The sequence below is a fragment of the Paraburkholderia lycopersici genome, from assembly GCF_900096975.1.
Classification (GTDB): Bacteria; Pseudomonadota; Gammaproteobacteria; order Burkholderiales; family Burkholderiaceae; genus Paraburkholderia; species Paraburkholderia lycopersici.
The window spans coordinates 1-17936 of record NZ_FMYQ01000011.1; the positions used below are offsets into that span (position 1 = coordinate 1).

A 17936-nucleotide genomic window follows, 5' to 3' on the forward strand; every position below is an offset into this window, starting at 1 on the left:
CGGTCCTCGAACCCGGCATGACGTTTCACTTCATGCCGGGCCTGTGGCTCGACGACTGGGGCCTCGAAATCACCGAAAGCATTCTGATAACCGAAACCGGCGTCGAGACCCTCTGCAACACGCCGCGCAAACTGTTCGTGAAGGAGTAGAGACGATGCGTGCGTCACCGATTACACCGACTGTCGATTACGACGCCGATGGCGTACAACACGGTTTTCTCAGGCTGCCTTATTCGCGCGACGATTCCGCGTGGGGCGCGATCATGATCCCGCTGACGGTGGTCAAGCATGGTGAAGGACCGACCGTGCTGCTCACCGGGGGCAATCATGGCGACGAATACGAAGGCCCGGTCGCGCTCGCGAAGCTGGCGGGCTCGCTGCAGGCCGCCGAGGTGAATGGCCGCGTGATCATCGTGCCGTATATGAACTATCCCGCGTTTCGCGCGGGCACGCGCACCTCGCCGATCGACGCAGGCAATCTGAATCGCAGCTTCCCTGGGCGGCCCGACGGCGGCGTGACCGAAAAGATCGCCGATTATTTCCAGCGGCATCTGCTCGCGCGCGCCGACTATGTGCTCGACATTCACGCGGGCGGGCGCACGCTTGACTTCGTGCCGTTCGCCGCGATTCACGTGCTGCCCGACGGCGAGCAGCAGGCGCGTTGCGAGCGTGCAATGCGCGCGTTCGGCGCACCGTACTCCATGCGCATGCTCGAACTCGACAGCGTGGGCCTCTTCGACAGCGCGGTGGAAGAGGCGGGCAAGGTGTTCGTCTCCACGGAGCTGGGCGGCGGCGGCACCTCGACGGCGGCGAGCGTGGCGATTGCCGATCGCGGCGTGCGCGGCTTTCTCGCCCACGCCGGCGTAATCGAACGCAAGGCGAGCGAGCAAGAGCGCCGGGCCGCGCCGCGCACGACGACGCTGCTCGACATGCCCGACGGCACCTGCTACACGACGAGCGAACATCGCGGGCTGCTGGAGATGTGCCGCGATCTCGGCGAGACCGTGGAGGCGGGCGAGTTGCTCGCGCGCGTGCACGACATCGACCGCACCGGCGCGGCGCCCGTCGAATATCGCGCGCAACGCGGCGGGCTGCTCGCGGCGCGTCATTTCCCCGGCCTCGTGCAGGCGGGCGACACCGTGGCGGTGGTTGCCGACGTGGTCGAACGCAACCTGCCCGTGACGGCATGAGCGCGCCGTGATCAAGCTCGACCGCTACGACCTCGCCATCCTGCGCATTCTGGAGCGCGACGGCCGCATCACGAAGTCGAAGCTCGCCGAAGAAGTCAATCTCTCGATTTCGCCGGCGTGGGAGCGTGTGCGCAAGCTCGAAGAGAGCGGCGTGATACGCGGCTACCACGCCGAGGTGGACTGGGTGGGCGCGCTGCGCGGCAGCCGCATCGTCGTGGAAGTGACGCTCTCGCGGCACACCGCGCACGACATGCGCCGCTTCGAAGCGCGCGTGAGCGCGGCCGAAGAAGTCATGCAGTGCTACGCGACGGGCGGCGGCGTCGACTACGTGCTGCACGTGCTGGCGCGCGATATCGACCATTACCAGCGCTTCATCGACGCGCTGCTGATGGAGGATCTCGGCATCGAACGCTACTTCACCTACATCGTGACGAAGGTGGTGAAGTGCGCGCCGAATCAGGCGCCCGCGTGGGCCGTGGAAAGCGCGTGAATTTTTCGTGCCCGCCGGCATGGCTTTAAGAAAAAACCGCAAGCGCGCGGGACCGAAACAAAAAATTTCTGTGCGCTGCGGGGACCAGAATGGTTTGCATATCGACAACGGATAAGGAGTAGACGAGATGCTGCCCGGACACCCCATCTTGTTCAAATCGCTGTGCTACGTAGACGGCCGCTGGGTGCACAGCGACAGCGCGGCCACCGTGGCCGTGCAGAATCCCGCGGACCAGTCCGTGATCGGCCACGTGCCCATGCTCGATCGCGCGCAGATCACCGGTGCGGTCGACGCCGCGCAGCGTGCGTTCGAATCGTGGCGCTGGGTCGCGCAAACGCAGCGCAGCGCGGCGCTGCTGCGCTGGCACGAGCGCATCGTGCGTCATCAGGAAGATCTCGCCGCGCTGCTGTCGCTCGAACAGGGCAAGCCGCTCGCCGAGTCGCGCGGCGAAATCCGCTATGCGGCGAGCTTCGTCGAATGGTATGCGCATGAGGCGAAGCGTCTTGCGGGCCGCACGATTCCCACGCATATCGACGGCGCGCATCTGGGCACCGTGATGGAGCCGGTCGGGGTGGCGGCGCTCATTACGCCGTGGAATTTCCCCGTGGCGATGATTACCCGTAAGGCCGCCGCGGCGCTCGCGGCGGGCTGCACCGTGGTCGTGAAGCCCGCGCACGAAACACCGTATTCGGCGCTCGCGCTCGCGCAACTCGCGGAGGAAGCAGGCTTTCCCGCAGGCGTCTACAACGTGGTGCTGGGCGAGCCGCAGATGGCGATGGAAACGCTCGTGAGCGACACGCGCGTGCGCGCCGTGAGCTTTACCGGATCGACGCGCGTGGGCGCGCTCGTCACCCAGGCGGCCGCGCGCGCGGGCATCAAGAAGGTCGCGCTGGAACTGGGCGGCAACGCGCCGTTCATCGTGACGGAGGACGCCGATATCGAGCAGTCCGTAAAGATTGCCGTGGGCGCGAAGTTCCAGACTTCAGGGCAGGACTGCTGCGCGGCGAATCGCATTTTCGTGGCGCGGCCGCTTTACGAAGCATTCGTCGAGCGCTACGCGGCAGCCGTGCGCGCGCTCAAGACCGGCCCCGCGTTCGAGCCGGGCGTGGACGTGGGCCCGCTCATGCATCAGGCCGCCTTTGACGGCACGGTGGCGCGCGTGGCCGACGCCCGCGAAAAGGGCGCGCGCATCGTGGCGGGCGGCGAGCCGCACGCGCTGGGCGGCTGGTACTACGCGCCCACCGTCATAGCGGATGCCGCGCCCGGCATGCGCGTGTACGACGAGGAGAACTTCGCGCCGATATCGGCCGTCTGCGCGTTCGACACGCTCGACGAAGTCGTCGCGAAGGCGAACGACACCGAGTACGGCCTCGCGGCCTATGTGTGCGCCACGCGCATGGACACGATCTTCCAGCTCGTGCGCCGGCTCGAGTTCGCGATGGTGTCGGTCAACGGCGTGAAGTTCACGGGCGCACCGATTCCGTTCGGCGGCATGAAGGCCTCGGGCCTTGGCCGCGAGGGCGGCGCGGAAGGTTTCGAGCCCTTCGTGGAAACCAAATATTTTTGTCTTGGCAATCTCGGCCTGCCGCTCGCGGCCATGGCCTGAACCCGAATCAGGAGGACATCATGACCCAATCATTCGACGCGCTCTTCGCGCAGGACCGTGCCCACTTCATGCATCCGTCCACGCATGCCTACGATCACGAGAGCGGCGCACTGCCGGGCAAGATCGTGCGGGGCGGCAAGGGCATCCGCATCGAGGACCATCAGGGCAAGCAGTATATCGACGCGTTTGCGGGGCTTTACTGCGTGAACATCGGCTATGGCCGCACCGAGGTCGCCGACGCCATGTACGAGCAGGCGAAGCAGCTCGCGTACTACCACACGTATGTGGGCCACTCCTCGGATGCGATCATCGAGCTGTCCTCGCGCATCATCGACTGGGCGCCGGCCGGCATGAAGAAGGTCTACTACGGCATGTCCGGGTCGGACGCCAACGAAACGCAGGTCAAGATCGTCTGGTACTACAACAACGTGCTGGGCCGCCCGAACAAGAAGAAGATCATCTCGCGCGAGCGCGGCTACCACGGCTCGGGCATCGTGACGGGCAGCCTCACGGGTCTGCCGAGTTTTCATCAGCACTTCGACCTGCCGATCGACCGCGTGAAGCATACGGTCTGCCCGCACTGGTATCGCAAGGCGCCCGCCGGCATGAACGAAGCACAGTTCGTCGCCTGCTGCGTGGAAGAACTCGAGAAGCTGATCGCGCGCGAAGGCGCGGACACGATCGCGGCCTTCATCGCCGAGCCGGTGATGGGCACGGGCGGCATCATCGAACCGCCGGCGGGCTACTGGCCGGCCATCCAGGCGGTGCTGCGCAAGCACGACATCCTGCTGATCTCCGACGAGGTGGTATGCGGTTTCGGACGGCTGGGCTCGAAGATGGGCGCGCAGCACTTCGGCATCGAGCCGGATCTCATCACGGTCGCGAAGGGCCTCACGAGCGCTTATGCGCCGCTTTCGGGCGTGATCGTCGGCGAGAAGGTCTGGGACGTGATTGCACGCGGGTCGCGGGAGCACGGGCCGATGGGCCATGGCTGGACCTATTCGGGGCACCCGGTGTGCGCGGCGGCGGCGCTCGCCAACCTCGCGATCATCGAGCGCGAAAAGCTCGTCGAGAACGCGGCGCAGGTCGGCTCGTACTTCGGCGCGCAGTTGCGCGAGGCGTTCGGCGCACATCCGCTCGTGGGCGAGGTGCGCAGCGTGGGCATGCTGGCGGCGCTCGAATTCATGGCCGACAAGGACGCGCGCCAGCCGTTCGATCCGGCGCTGAAAATCGGCCCGCAGGTTTCGGCGGCGGCGCTGCAGCGCGGCGTGATCGCGCGCGCCATGCCGCACGGGGACATTCTCGGTTTCGCGCCGCCGCTCGTCATGACGCGCGCCGAAGCCGACGAGATCGTCGCGATCGTGAAGGAAGCCGTGGACGAAGTGGCCGAGCGCAATCTCGCTGGGGCCGCATGACGCACGCAAACGATTGACGGATCAACACCGCGAGCCGCCGTATGCAAGTACGGCGGCTTTTTTGCGTTTTTACGCCGGCGTCGCAAGTGTTGTTTTTAGGCCGCTTGATCTGCCGCTATATGCCACAGAACCGCCACCTGACAAGGCTCAAAGGCCGCCCGTTCTGGTGCGCGTCATTTTGCCGCCACATTGACGCACACGCATGGTGTGACAATGCGTCGAAATCTTAAAAAATGTTAAAGAAGGAGTCGTCCGATGCTGTCACCCGTCGCAGGATCCGCTATCGTCGTGCGCCAAAGCAGTCGTGCTCCTCTCGCGGGAGCGCAGCCCAGCGCGCGTTGCTCGGGGTGCGCCATGCGCCATCTTTGCATGCCGCAAGGTCTGCCGGTCGAAGATCTGCCGAGGCTCGAGGCGTTGATCTGCGGGGCGCGCAAAGTGCGCCGGGGGGAAGCGCTCTACCGCTCGGGCGACCGCTTCGACAGCCTGTTCGCCGTGCGCTCGGGCTCGCTCAAGACGCTTATCGTCAACCGTGACGGCCGCGAGCAGATCACGGGGCTGCGCCTTGCGGGCGACGCGCTGGGACTCGACGGCATCGCCAACGACGTGCACGCGTTCAGCGCGGTCGCGCTCGAAGACAGCTCGATTTGCACGTTGCCCTACGCCGCGCTCAAGGGCCTGTGCCGCGAGAGCAGCACGATGCAGGACCGCCTGCACCGGCTCATGGGTGACCAGTTCAATCAGGAAGCCTCGCAGATGATGGTGCTCGGCTCGCTCACGGCCGAGGAGCGCGTGGCGGCCTTCCTGCTCGACGTGTCGTCGCGCAACTGGCAGCGCGGCTATTCGCAGGCCGAGTTCCGCCTGCGCATGTCGCGCGAGGACATGGGCAGCTACCTCGGCATCACGCTCGAAACCGTGAGCCGGATTCTGTCGCGCTTCCAGAAGCGCGGCCTCATCGACGCGCAGGGCAAGCTGATTCGCATCGTCGATATCGAAGGATTGCAAACGGTTTGAGCGGGCGCCCGGTTCGTTTTTCGCCGATGCCGCGAAAAGCGAACCGACGGACCCGGCAAGCGCGGTGAACGTCGCCGCCGCAATATGCCCGCCGGACACCCGATATCGCGCATCCAGTCCTTCCAGCAAGTTCCGGTCTTCCGCCGGTCAGTCTTTCCTCCTCCGTCTGCGGCGATGTTTGCCGCCAGCGCGTCGAATCATTCCAGTCCGAAACCGAACCAGTCTGCGCAAAGGGACTCGCGCGGAATATCCGCCGCGCGCGGTTTCTCGACCGCGTGCGCTTTCGTCCCGCTGCCGGCTTCCGGCTCGCGAGCCCATTGGCGACGTTTTTCGCGGTGTAAACTACAGCCGCTATCGGGCTCCTGCGGCGCGCTGCCCGGTTCGATCCCGCTCACATACGGATTCCGCAAGTACGAAAGGGGGCGTCATGGCAAAGGACGAAATCGTCTGGGGCATCCTGGGCACGTCGAAGATCAACGACAAGGTCGTCGTGCCCATGCACCGCGCGCCGAAGTGCCGGGTAAAGGGCATTGCGTCGCGATCGCCTGAAAAGGCACGGGAAGCCGCGGCGAAATACGGGCTGGCCCATGCGTACGACAGCTATGAGGCGCTGCTGGCCGACCCGGAAATCGATGCGGTGTACATACCGTTACCCAATCACATTCACATGGAATGGACGATCCGGTCCGTCGAGGCCGGCAAGCATGTGCTGTGCGAAAAGCCGATCGGGCTGGATGCACAACAGGCCGAACGACTGGTTGCCGCGCGCGACAGCAGCGGCCGATATATTCAGGAGGCCTTCATGGTTCGAACGCACCCTCAGTGGCTAAAGGTGCGAACCTTGATCGAAGAGGGCGCCATCGGCGAATTGCGGGCGGTGACGGGCGGCTTCACCTACTACAACGCCGACGCGCGCGATATCCGCAACCAGAGCGAGCTGGGTGGCGGCGGTCTGCTCGACATCGGCTGTTATCCGATCACGATGTCGCGCTTCGTTACCGGGCGCGAGCCCAGGCGGGCAGTCGCCCTGATGGCGCGCGATCCATCGTTCGAGGTGGACCGGCTCGGTTCCGTGATACTGGATTTCGAGGGCATACAGGCGAGCTTTTTTTATTCGACCCAGATTCATGCCTATCAGCGGATGCAATTTCACGGCACGAAAGGAAGGGTGGAAGTCGAGATCCCGTTTAATGCACCGAACGACCGGCCGACGCGGCTCCTCGTGAGCGGGCAGCCGGGCGGGCGTGGCGATGCCGAACATTGGGTCGAGGTTCCAGCGTGCGATCAATATGGCGTGGCGGCGGCCGTGTTTGCGCAAGCCATACTGAACGGAACAGGCCAGGCCATTCCGCTTGAAGACGCGCGCGCGAACATGCGCGTGATCGACGCCGTTTTCCGTTCGGCGGATTCAGGCGCGTGGGAGAACATCGAGCAAGGATGAAGGGCCGCGTTCACCGTGGCGCTCAGCCGGAAAGGCGGCGGGTGGAAGATCGTTCACCGGCATGCTGCCTCCCCGACCGATGCCGCTACGGCGGCATCATTTTCAAACGTTGACGGCGGCAAAAGAAAATGCCCGACGCAAGGTCGGGCATCGCATTGAAGCGTGGCGCCCCTGCCGGGCCGCCGGGCGATTAATGATGCGGTTTCCCCGGCACCTGGTGTCCGCGCAACGAACAACCCTTCGTCTCGATCACGAAGAAGAGCGCAATGGCGCCGACCGCGCACGCGGCCATCATGTAGTAGGCCGGAACGAGCGGGCTGCCGGTCTTGTCGACGAGCCAGTCGCTCACGATCGGCGCGGTGCCGCCGAACAGCGAAGTCGAGACGTTGTACGCGATCGCCATCCCTGCATAGCGCACGTGCGTGGGGAACATGGCCGGAAACATCGCCGAGATGGTCGCGAGTTGCGGCGCATAAAGCAGCCCGAGCACGGCAAAGCCGATCAGCGCGCCCGCCACGCCGTGGCGCATGAGCAGGAACATCGGCACCGCCGCGACGAACAGCCCGACGAGCGAGAACCACCAGAGCGCCTTGCGGCCCACGCGGTCGGAGAGGTGTCCCGCGAACGGCAGCAGGGCCATCATCGAGAGCATGCCGATGAGTGGAATCAGCAGCGACATGTTCTCGCTCACGCCGAGTTCCTTGTGCATGTAGGTCGGCATGTAGGCCAGCAGCACGTAGTTCACGACATTGAGCGCGACCACGAGCGCGCCGAGCAGCACGAGCGGCAAGCGATGCTCGCGCAGCAGCGCGCCGAGCGAAACGGCGGAGCGCTCGTGCTCCGCCATTTTCTTTTCGAGTTCGCGGAACACGGGCGTGTCTTCGATACGCGAGCGCAGATAGCAGCCCACGAGGCCGAGCGGCGCCGCGACGAGAAATGGCAGACGCCAGCCCCACGCATGCATCGCGTCGTCGCCGAGCGCGAGCGACGCCGCGAGCATGAGCAAGGCGCCGAGCGAAAAGCCGGCCAGTGTCGCGAATTCGAGGAAACTGCCGCAGAAGCCGCGCCGCTCATCGGGCGCGTATTCGGCCATGAAGGTGGCCGCGCCGCCATATTCGCCGCCGGTCGAAAAGCCCTGGATCATGCGTAACGCAATGAGCGCGGCGGGCGCGAGCCAGCCCGCCCTGGCGTAGGTCGGCAGAAGGCCCACGAGCAGCGTCGCGCCCGACATCAGCAGCACGGTGAGCGCGAGTACTTTCTTGCGGCCAAGGCGGTCGCCGAGCGGACCCCAGAACAGGCCGCCGAGCGGGCGAATCAGGAAGGATATGGCGAAGGTGCCGAGCGCGAAGAGCGTGGCGCTCGCCGTGCTGCCCGGGAACAGCGCCGCGGAGATATAGGCTAGCCCATAGGCATAGATGCCGTAGTCGAACCACTCGGTCGCGTTGCCGAGCGCCGCGGCTGCAATGGCGCGGCGCGGCAGCGTTTGCGCGCTTCCGGCCGCGGCCGCGGCGGGCTGGTCGTGCTCGGGAGATGGCGTGCCGTCCCACAGGGATCGGCCCGCTGTGTGGGTAGGCCATGATTCGGCGTATCGCATAAGACGTCCTCGTTTCAGGAACCGCGGCCCGAATGGCGCGCTTGAACGATCAAGTTAGTCCGGTCAATTTTCGTTTCCGATGTCATAGGACGATTTCGTATCGGGACTTTCCCTGCCTGCGCATCGCCGGGGCCTGATGGCACGGCCGGCTTCGGCCGGATTTCAGCCGCCCTGACCGGCTTTGACCGGTCAGGCGCCTTCGCTGTGTGCGTGGGGCGGCAATATTTGCCGTTTTCGCTCGGCCAGAAGCACTGTTGCCCTGCACAAAAGTTGACTTCCGGCGCCGCCAGGCCGTTAGGGGCTAACCCGAATGCAAAAAAGTATCGGTCTGCGGTCTGATTTTCAGTGGTGGACGGGTTCCGCCGCGGTTAATTTTCAGTCATGGCGGCGCGTCCTGTGAGTATGCCCTTCGGCGTCGGGCGAGTCGCCCAAAACAAAAAAACCGGTGGAGGAGAGAGATGCAAAGCATAGGGGCCGCCTCGTTGCGCCCGGACGCGCGGAGCGCCGCACATTCCCAGCCTGACCTGGAACTGGTCGCCGTGCCGCGCGACGAGTCGTTCAAGGTCTGGTCGCACGGCTACCCCTATCGGACCGTGCGCTGGCATTTCCATCCCGAGTACGAGATTCACCTCATCACCGCGACCACAGGCAAGTATTTCGTCGGCGATTTCATCGGCAGCTTCGCGCCCGGCAATCTCGTGATGATCGGCCCGAACCTGCCGCACAACTGGGTCAGCAGCGTGCCGCACGGCGAACAGGTCGACGAACGGTGTCTCGTCCTGCAATTCAACGCGGATTTCATCGCGCGCGCGATCGAGGCGTTTCCCGAATTCAGACGCGTCGAGACGCTGCTCGACGCTTCGCGCTGGGGCCTGCTGTTCGCGCCGGAAACGGGGGCGGCCGCCGCGCCCATCCTGCGCGAAATGCTCGGCGCGCAAGGCATGCGGCGCGTCACGCTCTTCATCGCGCTGCTCGATCTGCTCGTGCAGAGCGGCGAGCCCGCGGCGCTCGCGAGCGAGGCGTACCGTGCCGAGCCCGCCCGCTACGCCGGCACGCGCATCAATCACGTGCTCACGTTCATCGGCAAGAATCTCTCGCAGGAATTGCGCGAAACGGAGCTGGCGGAACTGGCGGGGCAGAGCGTGAGCGCGTTTTCGCGCTATTTCCGCCGTCACACGGGCGTGTCGTTCGTGCGCTACGTGAACCAGTTGCGCATCAATCTGGCGTGCCAGCTCCTGATGTCAGGTGAACTGAACATCACGGACATCTGCTACCAGGTGGGCTTCAACAATCTCTCGAATTTCAACCGCCAGTTCCTCTCGCTCAAGGACATGTCGCCGTCGCGCTGGCGCTCGTATCAGCGGCTCAATGCCGCCAGCGCGGCCGGCAAGAGCGAAACCCCGCACGGTGCGCAAGCGCCCGGCTAGCGCCTTCGCTCGTCGCCTGGAACCGGAACGCCGCGCTCGCGCCAGGTATCGCGGAGGACCCACTCACACTTTCAGCAGGCAGCCTCACTTGTCGCAACCGTACGGCAGTAACCGCACCGGCATTCAACCAAGGCAATCAACCAGAATACGGAGACACCCGATGACCAGACTTCACACCCAACTGTTCGGCGCCGCCGCGCTCAGCCTCGCGCTTGCGGGCGTCATGCCGATGACGTCGGCCTATGCCGCGCCGAGCGGCACGGTCGCTTTCCTGATGCCCGACCAGGCATCCACTCGCTACGAACAGCACGACTTTCCGGGCTTCAAGGCCGAAATGGGCAAGCTCTGTCCCGACTGCAAGGTGCTCTACCAGAATGCGAACGCCGACGCCTCGCAGCAGCAGCAGCAGTTCAACTCGGTGATCGCGCAGGGCGCGAAGGTCATCGTGCTCGACCCGGTCGACTCGACGGCGGCGGCCTCGCTCGTGCATATGGCGCAGAGCCAGGGCATCAAGGTCATCGCCTATGACCGGCCCGTGCCCTCCACGCCCGCGACTACTACGTCTCGTTCGACAACGAGGAAATCGGCAGGTCGATTGCGCAGTCGCTCGTGCAGCACCTGAAGGAATCGGGCGTCGCGGCGAGCAAGGGCGGCGTGCTCGAAGTGAACGGCTCGCCCACCGACGCCGCCGCGGGACTCATCAAGAAGGGCATTCACGAAGGATTGCAGGGCAGCGGTTACAAGACGCTCTCCGAATACGACACGCCCGAATGGGCGCCGCCCAAGGCGCAGCAGTGGGTGAGCGGGCAGATCACGCGCTTCGGCACGCAGATCGTGGGCGTCGTGGCCGCCAACGACGGCACGGCGGGCGGCACCGTCGCGGCCTTCAAGGCGGCGGGCGTCAACCCGGTGCCGCCCGTCACGGGCAACGACGCGACGACGGCCGGCCTGCAGCTGATCATCGCGGGCGACCAGTACAACACGATCCTCAAGCCCAGCGAAATCGTGGCGGGCGCGGCGGCGAAGGTGGCCGTGGGCTTCCTCGACGGCCAGCCCGTGAAGGGCGAGACGACGCTCTTCAAGACGCCCACGCAGCTCTTCAAGCCCGCCGTCATCACGCAGAAGAACATCAAGGCCGAGGTCGTGGACAAGAACATCGCGAGTGCGAAGGAATTGTGCACGGGCCGCTATGCCGACGGCTGCAGGAAGCTCGGCATTTCGAACTGACGCGAACCGCGGGAACCGGCAGCAAGGGACCCGGCACGTGCCGGGTCCGTGGAGAAACATAGAGGTACCCATTTCATGACTGACCAATCCACGACACGCGGCGCGCCCGGCGAGCTGGTGCTGAGCCTGCGCGGCATCTCGAAGCACTTCGGCGCGGTCTCGGCGCTCACGGACATCGAGCTCGACGTGCATGCGGGCGAGGTGGTCGCCCTCGTCGGCGACAACGGCGCGGGCAAGTCCACGCTCGTGAAGATACTGGCGGGCGTGCACCAGCCGGGCGCGGGCACGATCACGTTCCGCGGCCGGCCGGTCACGTTGACCGATCCGGGCACGGCGCTCGACCTGGGCATCGCCACGGTGTTCCAGGATCTCGCGCTGTGCGAGAACCTCGACGTCGTCGCGAACATCTTCCTCGGCCGCGAGCTGAGCCCATACCGGCTCGACGAAGTCACGATGGAAGTGAAGGCGTGGACGCTGCTCAACGAGCTATCGGCGCGCATTCCAAGCGTACGCGACGTGGTCGCCTCGCTTTCGGGCGGCCAGCGCCAGACCGTGGCGATCGCGCGCTCGCTGCTGCTCGACCCGAAGCTCATCATGCTCGACGAGCCCACCGCCGCGCTCGGCGTGGCCCAGACCGCGGAAGTGCTGAACCTGATCGAGCGCGTGCGCGATCGCGGCCACGCCGTCATCATGATCAGCCACAACATGGAGGACGTGCGCGCCGTGGCGGACCGCATCGTCGTGCTGCGGCTCGGCCGCAACAACGGCGTCTTCTATCCCGATTCCTCGAACGCGGAGCTCGTGGCCGCGATTACGGGCGCGACCGAAAATGCGGTTTCGCGCCGCGCCGGCCGCCGCCAGGCGCAACAGGACGTGCAATGAAAGGAACGATCATGAGCAAGACCATCCATGGCGCTCCGCAGCCGGATGCCGCACGCGAAGCGCCGCGCGACGCGCCGCCGCCGTCCACGCTGCTCGACCGCGGCGACGTGCGCGTGAAGCACGCGAGCGGAATCGGCGGGAGCGTCTCGGCGTTCGTCGACCGCGTGCGCTCGGGCGACCTGGGTTCGCTGCCGGTCATCGCGGGGCTCGTCATCATCTGGACCGTCTTCACGAGCCTGAATCCGGTGTTTCTTTCGGCCGACAACCTCGTGAACATGCTGTTCGACTGTTCGACGGTCGGCGTCATCTCGCTTGGCATCGTCTGTGTGCTGCTGGTCGGGCAGATCGACCTTTCGGTCGGCTCGATGAGCGGCTTCGCCTCCGCGCTGCTCGGCACGCTGTGGGTCAACGACGGCTGGCCGGTGCTGCTCGCCATCGCCGTCGCAATCGCGGTGGGCGCGGTGATCGGCGCGCTGTACGCGCTGTTGCTCAACTGGATAGGGATGCCAAGTTTCGTCTCGACGCTCGCGGGGCTGCTCGCGATCCTCGGCATGCAGCTCTACGTGCTCGGCTCGACCGGCTCGATCAATCTTCCCTACGGCTCGGCGATGGTGAATTTCGGGCAACTGATGGTCGTTCCACGGCTCGTCTCGCATCTGGTTGCGCTGCTGCCCGGCGTCGTGCTCCTGCTGCTCGGCATGCGCACGCGTGCGCGCCGCCACGCGGCCAGGCTTTCCGCGCCGTCGGTTGCGAGCCTGCTCGCGCGTGCGGCGGCGCTCACCGTGTTCCTCGAAATCGTGGTCGCCTATCTCAACCGCGGCCGGGGCGTGCCGCTCATGTTCGGCCTCTTTCTCGGACTCGCGGTCGTCATGCAGTACGCGCTCACGCGCACGCGCTGGGGCCGCTCGATGAACGCCGTGGGCGGCAACCACGAGGCCGCGCGGCGCGCCGGCATCAAGGTCGGCGCGATCTATACGAGCGCCTTCGTGCTGTGCGCGAGCCTCGCCGCGCTCGGCGGCGTGCTCACGGCGGCGCGGCTCGCTTCCGCGAGCCAGCAGGCCGGCACCGGCGACGTGAATCTCAACGCCATCGCCGCGGCCGTGATCGGCGGCACGAGCCTGTTCGGCGGGCGCGGCAGCGCGTGGTCCGCCGTGCTCGGCATCATCGTGATCCAGTCGATCGCGAGTGGCCTCACGCTCCTGAACCTGTCGTCCTCGCTGCGCTTCATGATCACCGGCGCCGTGCTCGCCATCGCGGTGATCGTCGATTCGCTCGCACGCCAGTCGCGCGTTTCGCATGGCCGCGCCTGAGGCGCGCGCCGCAATCTGACCAAGGAGGAAAGTCATCCATGTCCGAATCCATCAAGGGGAAGGTCGCCGCCATTACGGGTGCGGCCTCCGGCATCGGCTTCGCGTGCGCGCGCGCGCTCATCGGGGAGGGCGCGAAAGTCGTGCTGATCGACCGCGCGCAGGAGCGGCTCGCGCAGTGCTGCGCCGAGCTGGGGCCGAATGCGCTTGCGCTCGCCATGGATTTGCTCGAGCCCGCCGACTACGCGGGCATGCTGCCGAAGATCCTCGATCTGGCGGGCGGCCTCGACATCTTTCATGCCAACGCGGGCGCCTATATCGGCGGCGAGGTGGTGAACGGCAATCCCGACGAGTGGGATCGCATGCTCAATCTGAACATCAACGCGGCGTTTCGCTGCGTGCATGCGGTGCTGCCGCACATGGTCGGGCAGCGGGCGGGCGACATCGTGTTTACGAGCTCGGTGGCGGGCGTCGTGCCGGTGGTGTGGGAGCCTGTCTACACGGCTTCGAAGTTCGCGGTGCAGGCCTTCGTGCATACCGTGCGCCGCCAGGTCGCGAAGCACGGCGTGCGCGTGGGCGCGGTACTGCCCGGCCCCGTCGTCACGGCCCTGCTCGACGATTGGCCCCGGGCGAAGATGGACGAGGCGCTGGCGCAGGGCAGCCTCATGCAGCCCGGGGAAGTGGCCGACGCGGTGGTGTTCATGCTCACGCGGCCGCGCAACGTGACCATTCGCGACCTCGTGATCCTGCCCAGCAGCGTCGATCTCTAGTCTCCGGGCCCGGCGCGCGAGCGACAATCCGCGGCCCCTCCTCACACTCAACGAGCCATGACCTCAAATAACCTCGCAGGCGGCGCACGCCATACCGTCGGCGTCGACGTGGGCACGGGCAGCGCCCGCGCCGGCATCTTCGATTGCGCTGGACGCATGGTGGCGTCGGCGAAACACGACATCGCCGTTTTTCATGAAAGCGGCGCCATCGTCGAGCAGTCGAGCACCGAGATATGGCATGCCGTGTGCCATGCGGTGAAGGACGCGCTGGCGCAGGCGGCGATCCCGCCCGACCAGATCGCGGGCATCGGCTTCGACGCCACCTGTTCTCTCGTCGTGCTGGGCGAGGGCGGGCAGCCGCTACCCGTCGGGCCATCCGAGGCGGCCGCGCGCGACATCATCGTGTGGATGGATCATCGCGCCGTGGAGCAGGCCGAACGCATCAACGCCACGGGCCACGACGTGCTGCGCTTCGTGGGCGGCAAGATTTCGCCGGAGATGGAAACGCCAAAACTCCTGTGGCTGCTGGAAAACCGGCCTGCGGTGTTCGCGGCCGCGTGGCAGTTCTTCGACCTGGCCGACTTCCTCACGTGGCGCGCGACGGGCGATCTGGCGCGCTCCACGTGTACGGTCACCTGCAAGTGGACCTATCTCGCGCACGAGCGCCGCTGGGACGAGAGCTACTTTCGCACCGTGGGCCTCGGCGTGCTCGCCGACGAAGGTTTCGCGCGCATCGGTCAACGAATCGTCGAGCCCGGCACGCCGCTCGGCGACGGCCTGACGCCCGGGGCCGCCGCGCAGCTCGGCCTGCGCCCGGGCACGCCGGTCGCGACGGGCGTGATCGACGCGCATGCGGGCGGCATCGGCACGGTCGGCGCGCAGGGGCGGCCCGAGGCGTGCCTCGCGTATGTGTTCGGCACGTCGTCGTGCACGATGACGACCACGCGCGACCCCGTATTCGTGCCCGGCGTGTGGGGCCCGTATTACTCGGCGATGGTGCCCGAGGCGTGGCTCAACGAAGGCGGGCAGTCGGTGGCGGGCGCGGCGATCGAGCGCTTGCTCGCGATGCATCCGCTCGCGCCGGAGGCCGCGAGCCGGGCCGCGCGCGAAGGCCGGTCGCTGCCGGCGCTGCTCGCCGCGCTGGCCGTGCAGGCCGCGGACGGCTGGTCGGGCGCGGTGCGGCTCGCACACGACGAAGGCCTGCACGTCGTGCCCGAATTCCTCGGCAACCGCGCGCCGTTCGCCGATCCGCACGCGCGCGCCGTGATCGCGGGGCTCGGCATGGAGGCGGGCATGGAAAATCTCGTCGCGCTCTACGTGGCGGGCATCTGCAGCATCGGTTATGGACTGCGCCAGATCGTCGAAGTCCAGGCCGAGGCAGGCGCGCCGATCGAACAGGTGGTGATCAGCGGCGGCGCGGGGCGGCTCGATCTCGTGCGCCAGCTGCTTGCGGACGCAACCGGCAAGCCCGTGCTCGCAACCCAGGCCGAAGAGCCCGTGCTGCTCGGCGCCGCGATGCTGGGCAGCGTGGCGGGCGGGCTCCACGAAAACGCGCGCGCTGCGATGGCCGCCATGTCGCAGATCAGCAAGGTCTACGCGCCGGCCGCAGGCGAGATCGCGGCGCTGCACGAAGCGCGTTACCGCGCCTTCACGCAGCTCCAGGACGTGGCGCGCGCCATTCGCTAATACGCCGGCGGCTCAAGCCGTCTCGCCGCTGCGCTGCGCGAGCGTGGCGGCGGCCTGATTCTGCGCGAGGTATCGCAGCAGCTTCGTCACCATGACGACGACCGTGAGCGCGAGCAGCACGAAAAACACCGCGAGCGGCGTGAGCACATGCACGGAGACGAAGCCCGCCAGCCCCATCATCGCCGAGGAAACGAGCAGCAGCGCGCAACCGAGAATCGCGCTCGTCAAGCCCGCGATGTGCGGAAACAGCGAGTTGCCCTTGGCCATCAGCGTGGGATACATCGTACCCGCGCACAGGCCCATGACGAGCACGGGCGCGGCGAGCGTCCACACGCGCAGGCCGACCGTGAGCGAGAGCACGAGCATCGCGATCGCCGCGCCCGCCATCACGCGCGCGCCCACGCGCAGACGTTGTTCGGGCGTGGGCAGGCGCGGGCCGTGCAGCCGGTTCGAAAGGCCGCCCAGGAAATACATCAGGCCGATGCCGAGCGCCAGGTAGCCGAAGAACGTGGGCGGCTTGTGCAGCGTGTTCTGCACCATGAACGGCCCGATGATGTTGAACACCAGCAGGATGCTGTAGCACAGTCCCTGGGCGAGAAAGCAGCTCTGGAACACGGGGCTCGCGAGCACCTTGCCCGCGTTCGCGAAGAGCGTGCGCGGCTCCAGCCGCACGGGATGCCGCAAGGTCTCGCGAAAGCGCCACAGCAGCGCCCACATCACGAGCGAATAGACGAGCAGGAACACGAGGCACGCTTGCCACCCGAACCACTCCTGCAGATGCGCGCCGATCACGGGCGCGATGATCGGCGCGAGCCCCCATGTGATCGACATATAAGTGAACGCGTGCATGAGCGCGATGCCCGCGAACGAGTCGGTGATGATGGCCTTCGCGAGCAGGTTGGTCGCGGCGATGCCGAAGCCTTGCAGGCAGCGCGCGAGCACGAAGGTTTCCAGGTTCGGCGCGGCGAGCGAGAGCAGGCAGCCGAGCGTGTAGATCACGAGGCCGAAGGCCAGCACGCGCTTGCGGCCGAGCGCGTCCGCGATCGGCCCGAAGATGAGCTGGCCGAGCGCGTACGCGGCCATGTAGCCGGAGACGCTCGACTGGATCGCCTGCGGCGAAGTCGCGAAGTAGCGCGCCATGGCGGGCAGCGCGGGCACGTAGATGTCGATGGCGAGCTGCCCGGCGGAAGAGAACAGGCAGATCAGGAACAACAGGAAGCGCGGCGAGTTCGGCGGACGTGCGGCGGTAGCGAGGCGTTCGTGGGTCATGACGGCGTGAAAAAGGCGGGTGGTAGTGCAGCGGCGCCGAAAATGTTCGCAATTCGAACAACGGGTCGCGGAGCAGACGTCGCCGCGTATTGTGCCCGTAATCGCGCGATCCGGTGCGATGCCCATCGAGCGGGAAGGGGCGGGCCGTCCCGCCACGGTCTGCCGGTCGGGACCTACGCACCGGCCGCCGGTCCCGGATTCCGCGGGCCCGATGTCCGCGGTTCGCGAGGCGCGGCATCGTCATGCCGGGCGCGCTGCTTGCTAAGCCTCGCCGTATCTCGTCCCCGGCTCAACGCGGAGCGCCGACATGCCAGAGAAAAGGCCGAAACCGGCCATACGCCGCCCGACTACGGCGCAGGACTATGAGGTCTTTTGCGGCGAGCAGATCGACGGAGCGGGCCGCTATTACGGATTGCTGCGCATACGCCGCAAGACTGACGGGCGGCTCATCTATCCGTTCGACGGCTGTCCGCGCCCGGGGCCGTGCGCAACTGGCGCGCAGGCGCGGCAGGAAGCGCTCGCGCTCGCGGACGAACTGATCCGCGCCGACATCGCCATGCCCGAAGGGTGACCGGACTGCCTTGCGCGCCGAATTCCAGGCCAGGGAACGCGAGCGCCGAAC

15 protein-coding genes and 2 pseudogenes are annotated in these 17936 nt (G+C 66.6%); 14 read left to right on the forward strand and 3 right to left on the reverse strand.

All coding sequences use genetic code 11. From position 1 onward, the window contains the following. The 6 genes and pseudogenes from BLU17_RS32370 to BLU17_RS13790 all read left to right on the forward strand — a co-directional run. A pseudogene (locus tag BLU17_RS32370) lies at positions 1-149 on the forward strand (ectoine hydrolase DoeA); the annotation flags it as partial. 5 nt (positions 150-154) lie between these two features. Continuing rightward, on the forward strand, positions 155-1189 hold the full coding sequence (gene doeB / locus BLU17_RS13770) for a N(2)-acetyl-L-2,4-diaminobutanoate deacetylase DoeB (protein WP_091997332.1): 1035 nt from the start codon (positions 155-157) through the stop codon (positions 1187-1189). Positions 1190-1196: 7 nt separating this feature from the next. Continuing rightward, complete coding sequence (locus tag BLU17_RS13775; protein ID WP_091997334.1) at positions 1197-1679, forward strand: Lrp/AsnC family transcriptional regulator; 483 nt, start codon at positions 1197-1199, stop codon at positions 1677-1679. 127 nt (positions 1680-1806) lie between these two features. Next, on the forward strand, positions 1807-3285 hold the full coding sequence (locus tag BLU17_RS13780; RefSeq protein ID WP_091997336.1) for an NAD-dependent succinate-semialdehyde dehydrogenase: 1479 nt from the start codon (positions 1807-1809) through the stop codon (positions 3283-3285). 20 nt (positions 3286-3305) lie between these two features. Beyond that, entirely contained in the window at positions 3306-4700 is a 1395-nt protein-coding gene (locus BLU17_RS13785) for an aspartate aminotransferase family protein (RefSeq protein ID WP_091997340.1), read from the forward strand. Between the two features lie 255 nt (positions 4701-4955). Further along, entirely contained in the window at positions 4956-5711 is a 756-nt protein-coding gene (locus BLU17_RS13790; RefSeq protein WP_091997342.1) for a helix-turn-helix domain-containing protein, read from the forward strand. 197 nt (positions 5712-5908) lie between these two features. Here the strand turns inward: BLU17_RS13790 and BLU17_RS33505 are convergent, their stop codons facing one another. After that, entirely contained in the window at positions 5909-6106 is a 198-nt protein-coding gene (locus BLU17_RS33505) for a hypothetical protein (RefSeq protein WP_218137011.1), read from the reverse strand. A 32-nt stretch (positions 6107-6138) separates the two neighbouring features. Between BLU17_RS33505 and BLU17_RS13795 the strand changes: the two genes are divergently transcribed. Continuing rightward, positions 6139-7152, forward strand: coding sequence for a Gfo/Idh/MocA family protein (locus BLU17_RS13795; RefSeq protein ID WP_091997344.1), 1014 nt, complete (start codon positions 6139-6141; stop codon positions 7150-7152). Between the two features lie 190 nt (positions 7153-7342). On the opposite strand, the gene BLU17_RS13800 is transcribed toward BLU17_RS13795, so the two are convergent. Beyond that, positions 7343-8746, reverse strand: coding sequence for an MFS transporter (locus BLU17_RS13800; RefSeq protein WP_091997346.1), 1404 nt, complete (start codon positions 8744-8746; stop codon positions 7343-7345). A 458-nt stretch (positions 8747-9204) separates the two neighbouring features. Here BLU17_RS13800 and BLU17_RS13805 point away from each other — a divergent pair, with 458 nt between their 5' ends. The 6 genes and pseudogenes from BLU17_RS13805 to BLU17_RS13830 all read left to right on the forward strand — a co-directional run bounded on the left by BLU17_RS13805 (position 9205) and on the right by BLU17_RS13830 (position 16045). Beyond that, a complete protein-coding gene (locus BLU17_RS13805; protein WP_091997348.1) occupies positions 9205-10173 on the forward strand; it encodes an AraC family transcriptional regulator in 969 nt (322 codons plus the stop codon). 274 nt (positions 10174-10447) lie between these two features. After that, a pseudogene (locus BLU17_RS13810) lies at positions 10448-11400 on the forward strand (ABC transporter substrate-binding protein). Positions 11401-11475: 75 nt separating this feature from the next. Beyond that, entirely contained in the window at positions 11476-12282 is an 807-nt protein-coding gene (locus tag BLU17_RS13815; RefSeq protein WP_091997350.1) for an ATP-binding cassette domain-containing protein, read from the forward strand. Positions 12283-12293: 11 nt separating this feature from the next. Further along, positions 12294-13592, forward strand: coding sequence for a sugar ABC transporter permease (locus tag BLU17_RS13820; protein ID WP_091997352.1), 1299 nt, complete (start codon positions 12294-12296; stop codon positions 13590-13592). Positions 13593-13630: 38 nt separating this feature from the next. Beyond that, a complete protein-coding gene (locus tag BLU17_RS13825) occupies positions 13631-14359 on the forward strand; it encodes an SDR family oxidoreductase (RefSeq protein ID WP_091997354.1) in 729 nt (242 codons plus the stop codon). A gap of 57 nt (positions 14360-14416) precedes the next feature. After that, positions 14417-16045, forward strand: coding sequence for an FGGY-family carbohydrate kinase (locus tag BLU17_RS13830; RefSeq protein ID WP_091997356.1), 1629 nt, complete (start codon positions 14417-14419; stop codon positions 16043-16045). Between the two features lie 12 nt (positions 16046-16057). On the opposite strand, the gene BLU17_RS13835 is transcribed toward BLU17_RS13830, so the two are convergent. Further along, positions 16058-17314 carry a multidrug effflux MFS transporter gene (locus BLU17_RS13835; RefSeq protein ID WP_091997359.1) on the reverse strand — a complete coding sequence of 419 codons (1257 nt, stop codon included), beginning with the start codon at positions 17312-17314 and terminating at the stop codon, positions 16058-16060. A gap of 307 nt (positions 17315-17621) precedes the next feature. Between BLU17_RS13835 and BLU17_RS13840 the strand changes: the two genes are divergently transcribed. Then, a complete protein-coding gene (locus tag BLU17_RS13840; RefSeq protein ID WP_091997361.1) occupies positions 17622-17885 on the forward strand; it encodes a DUF6723 family protein in 264 nt (87 codons plus the stop codon). The last annotated feature ends 51 nt before the right edge of the window (positions 17886-17936 follow it).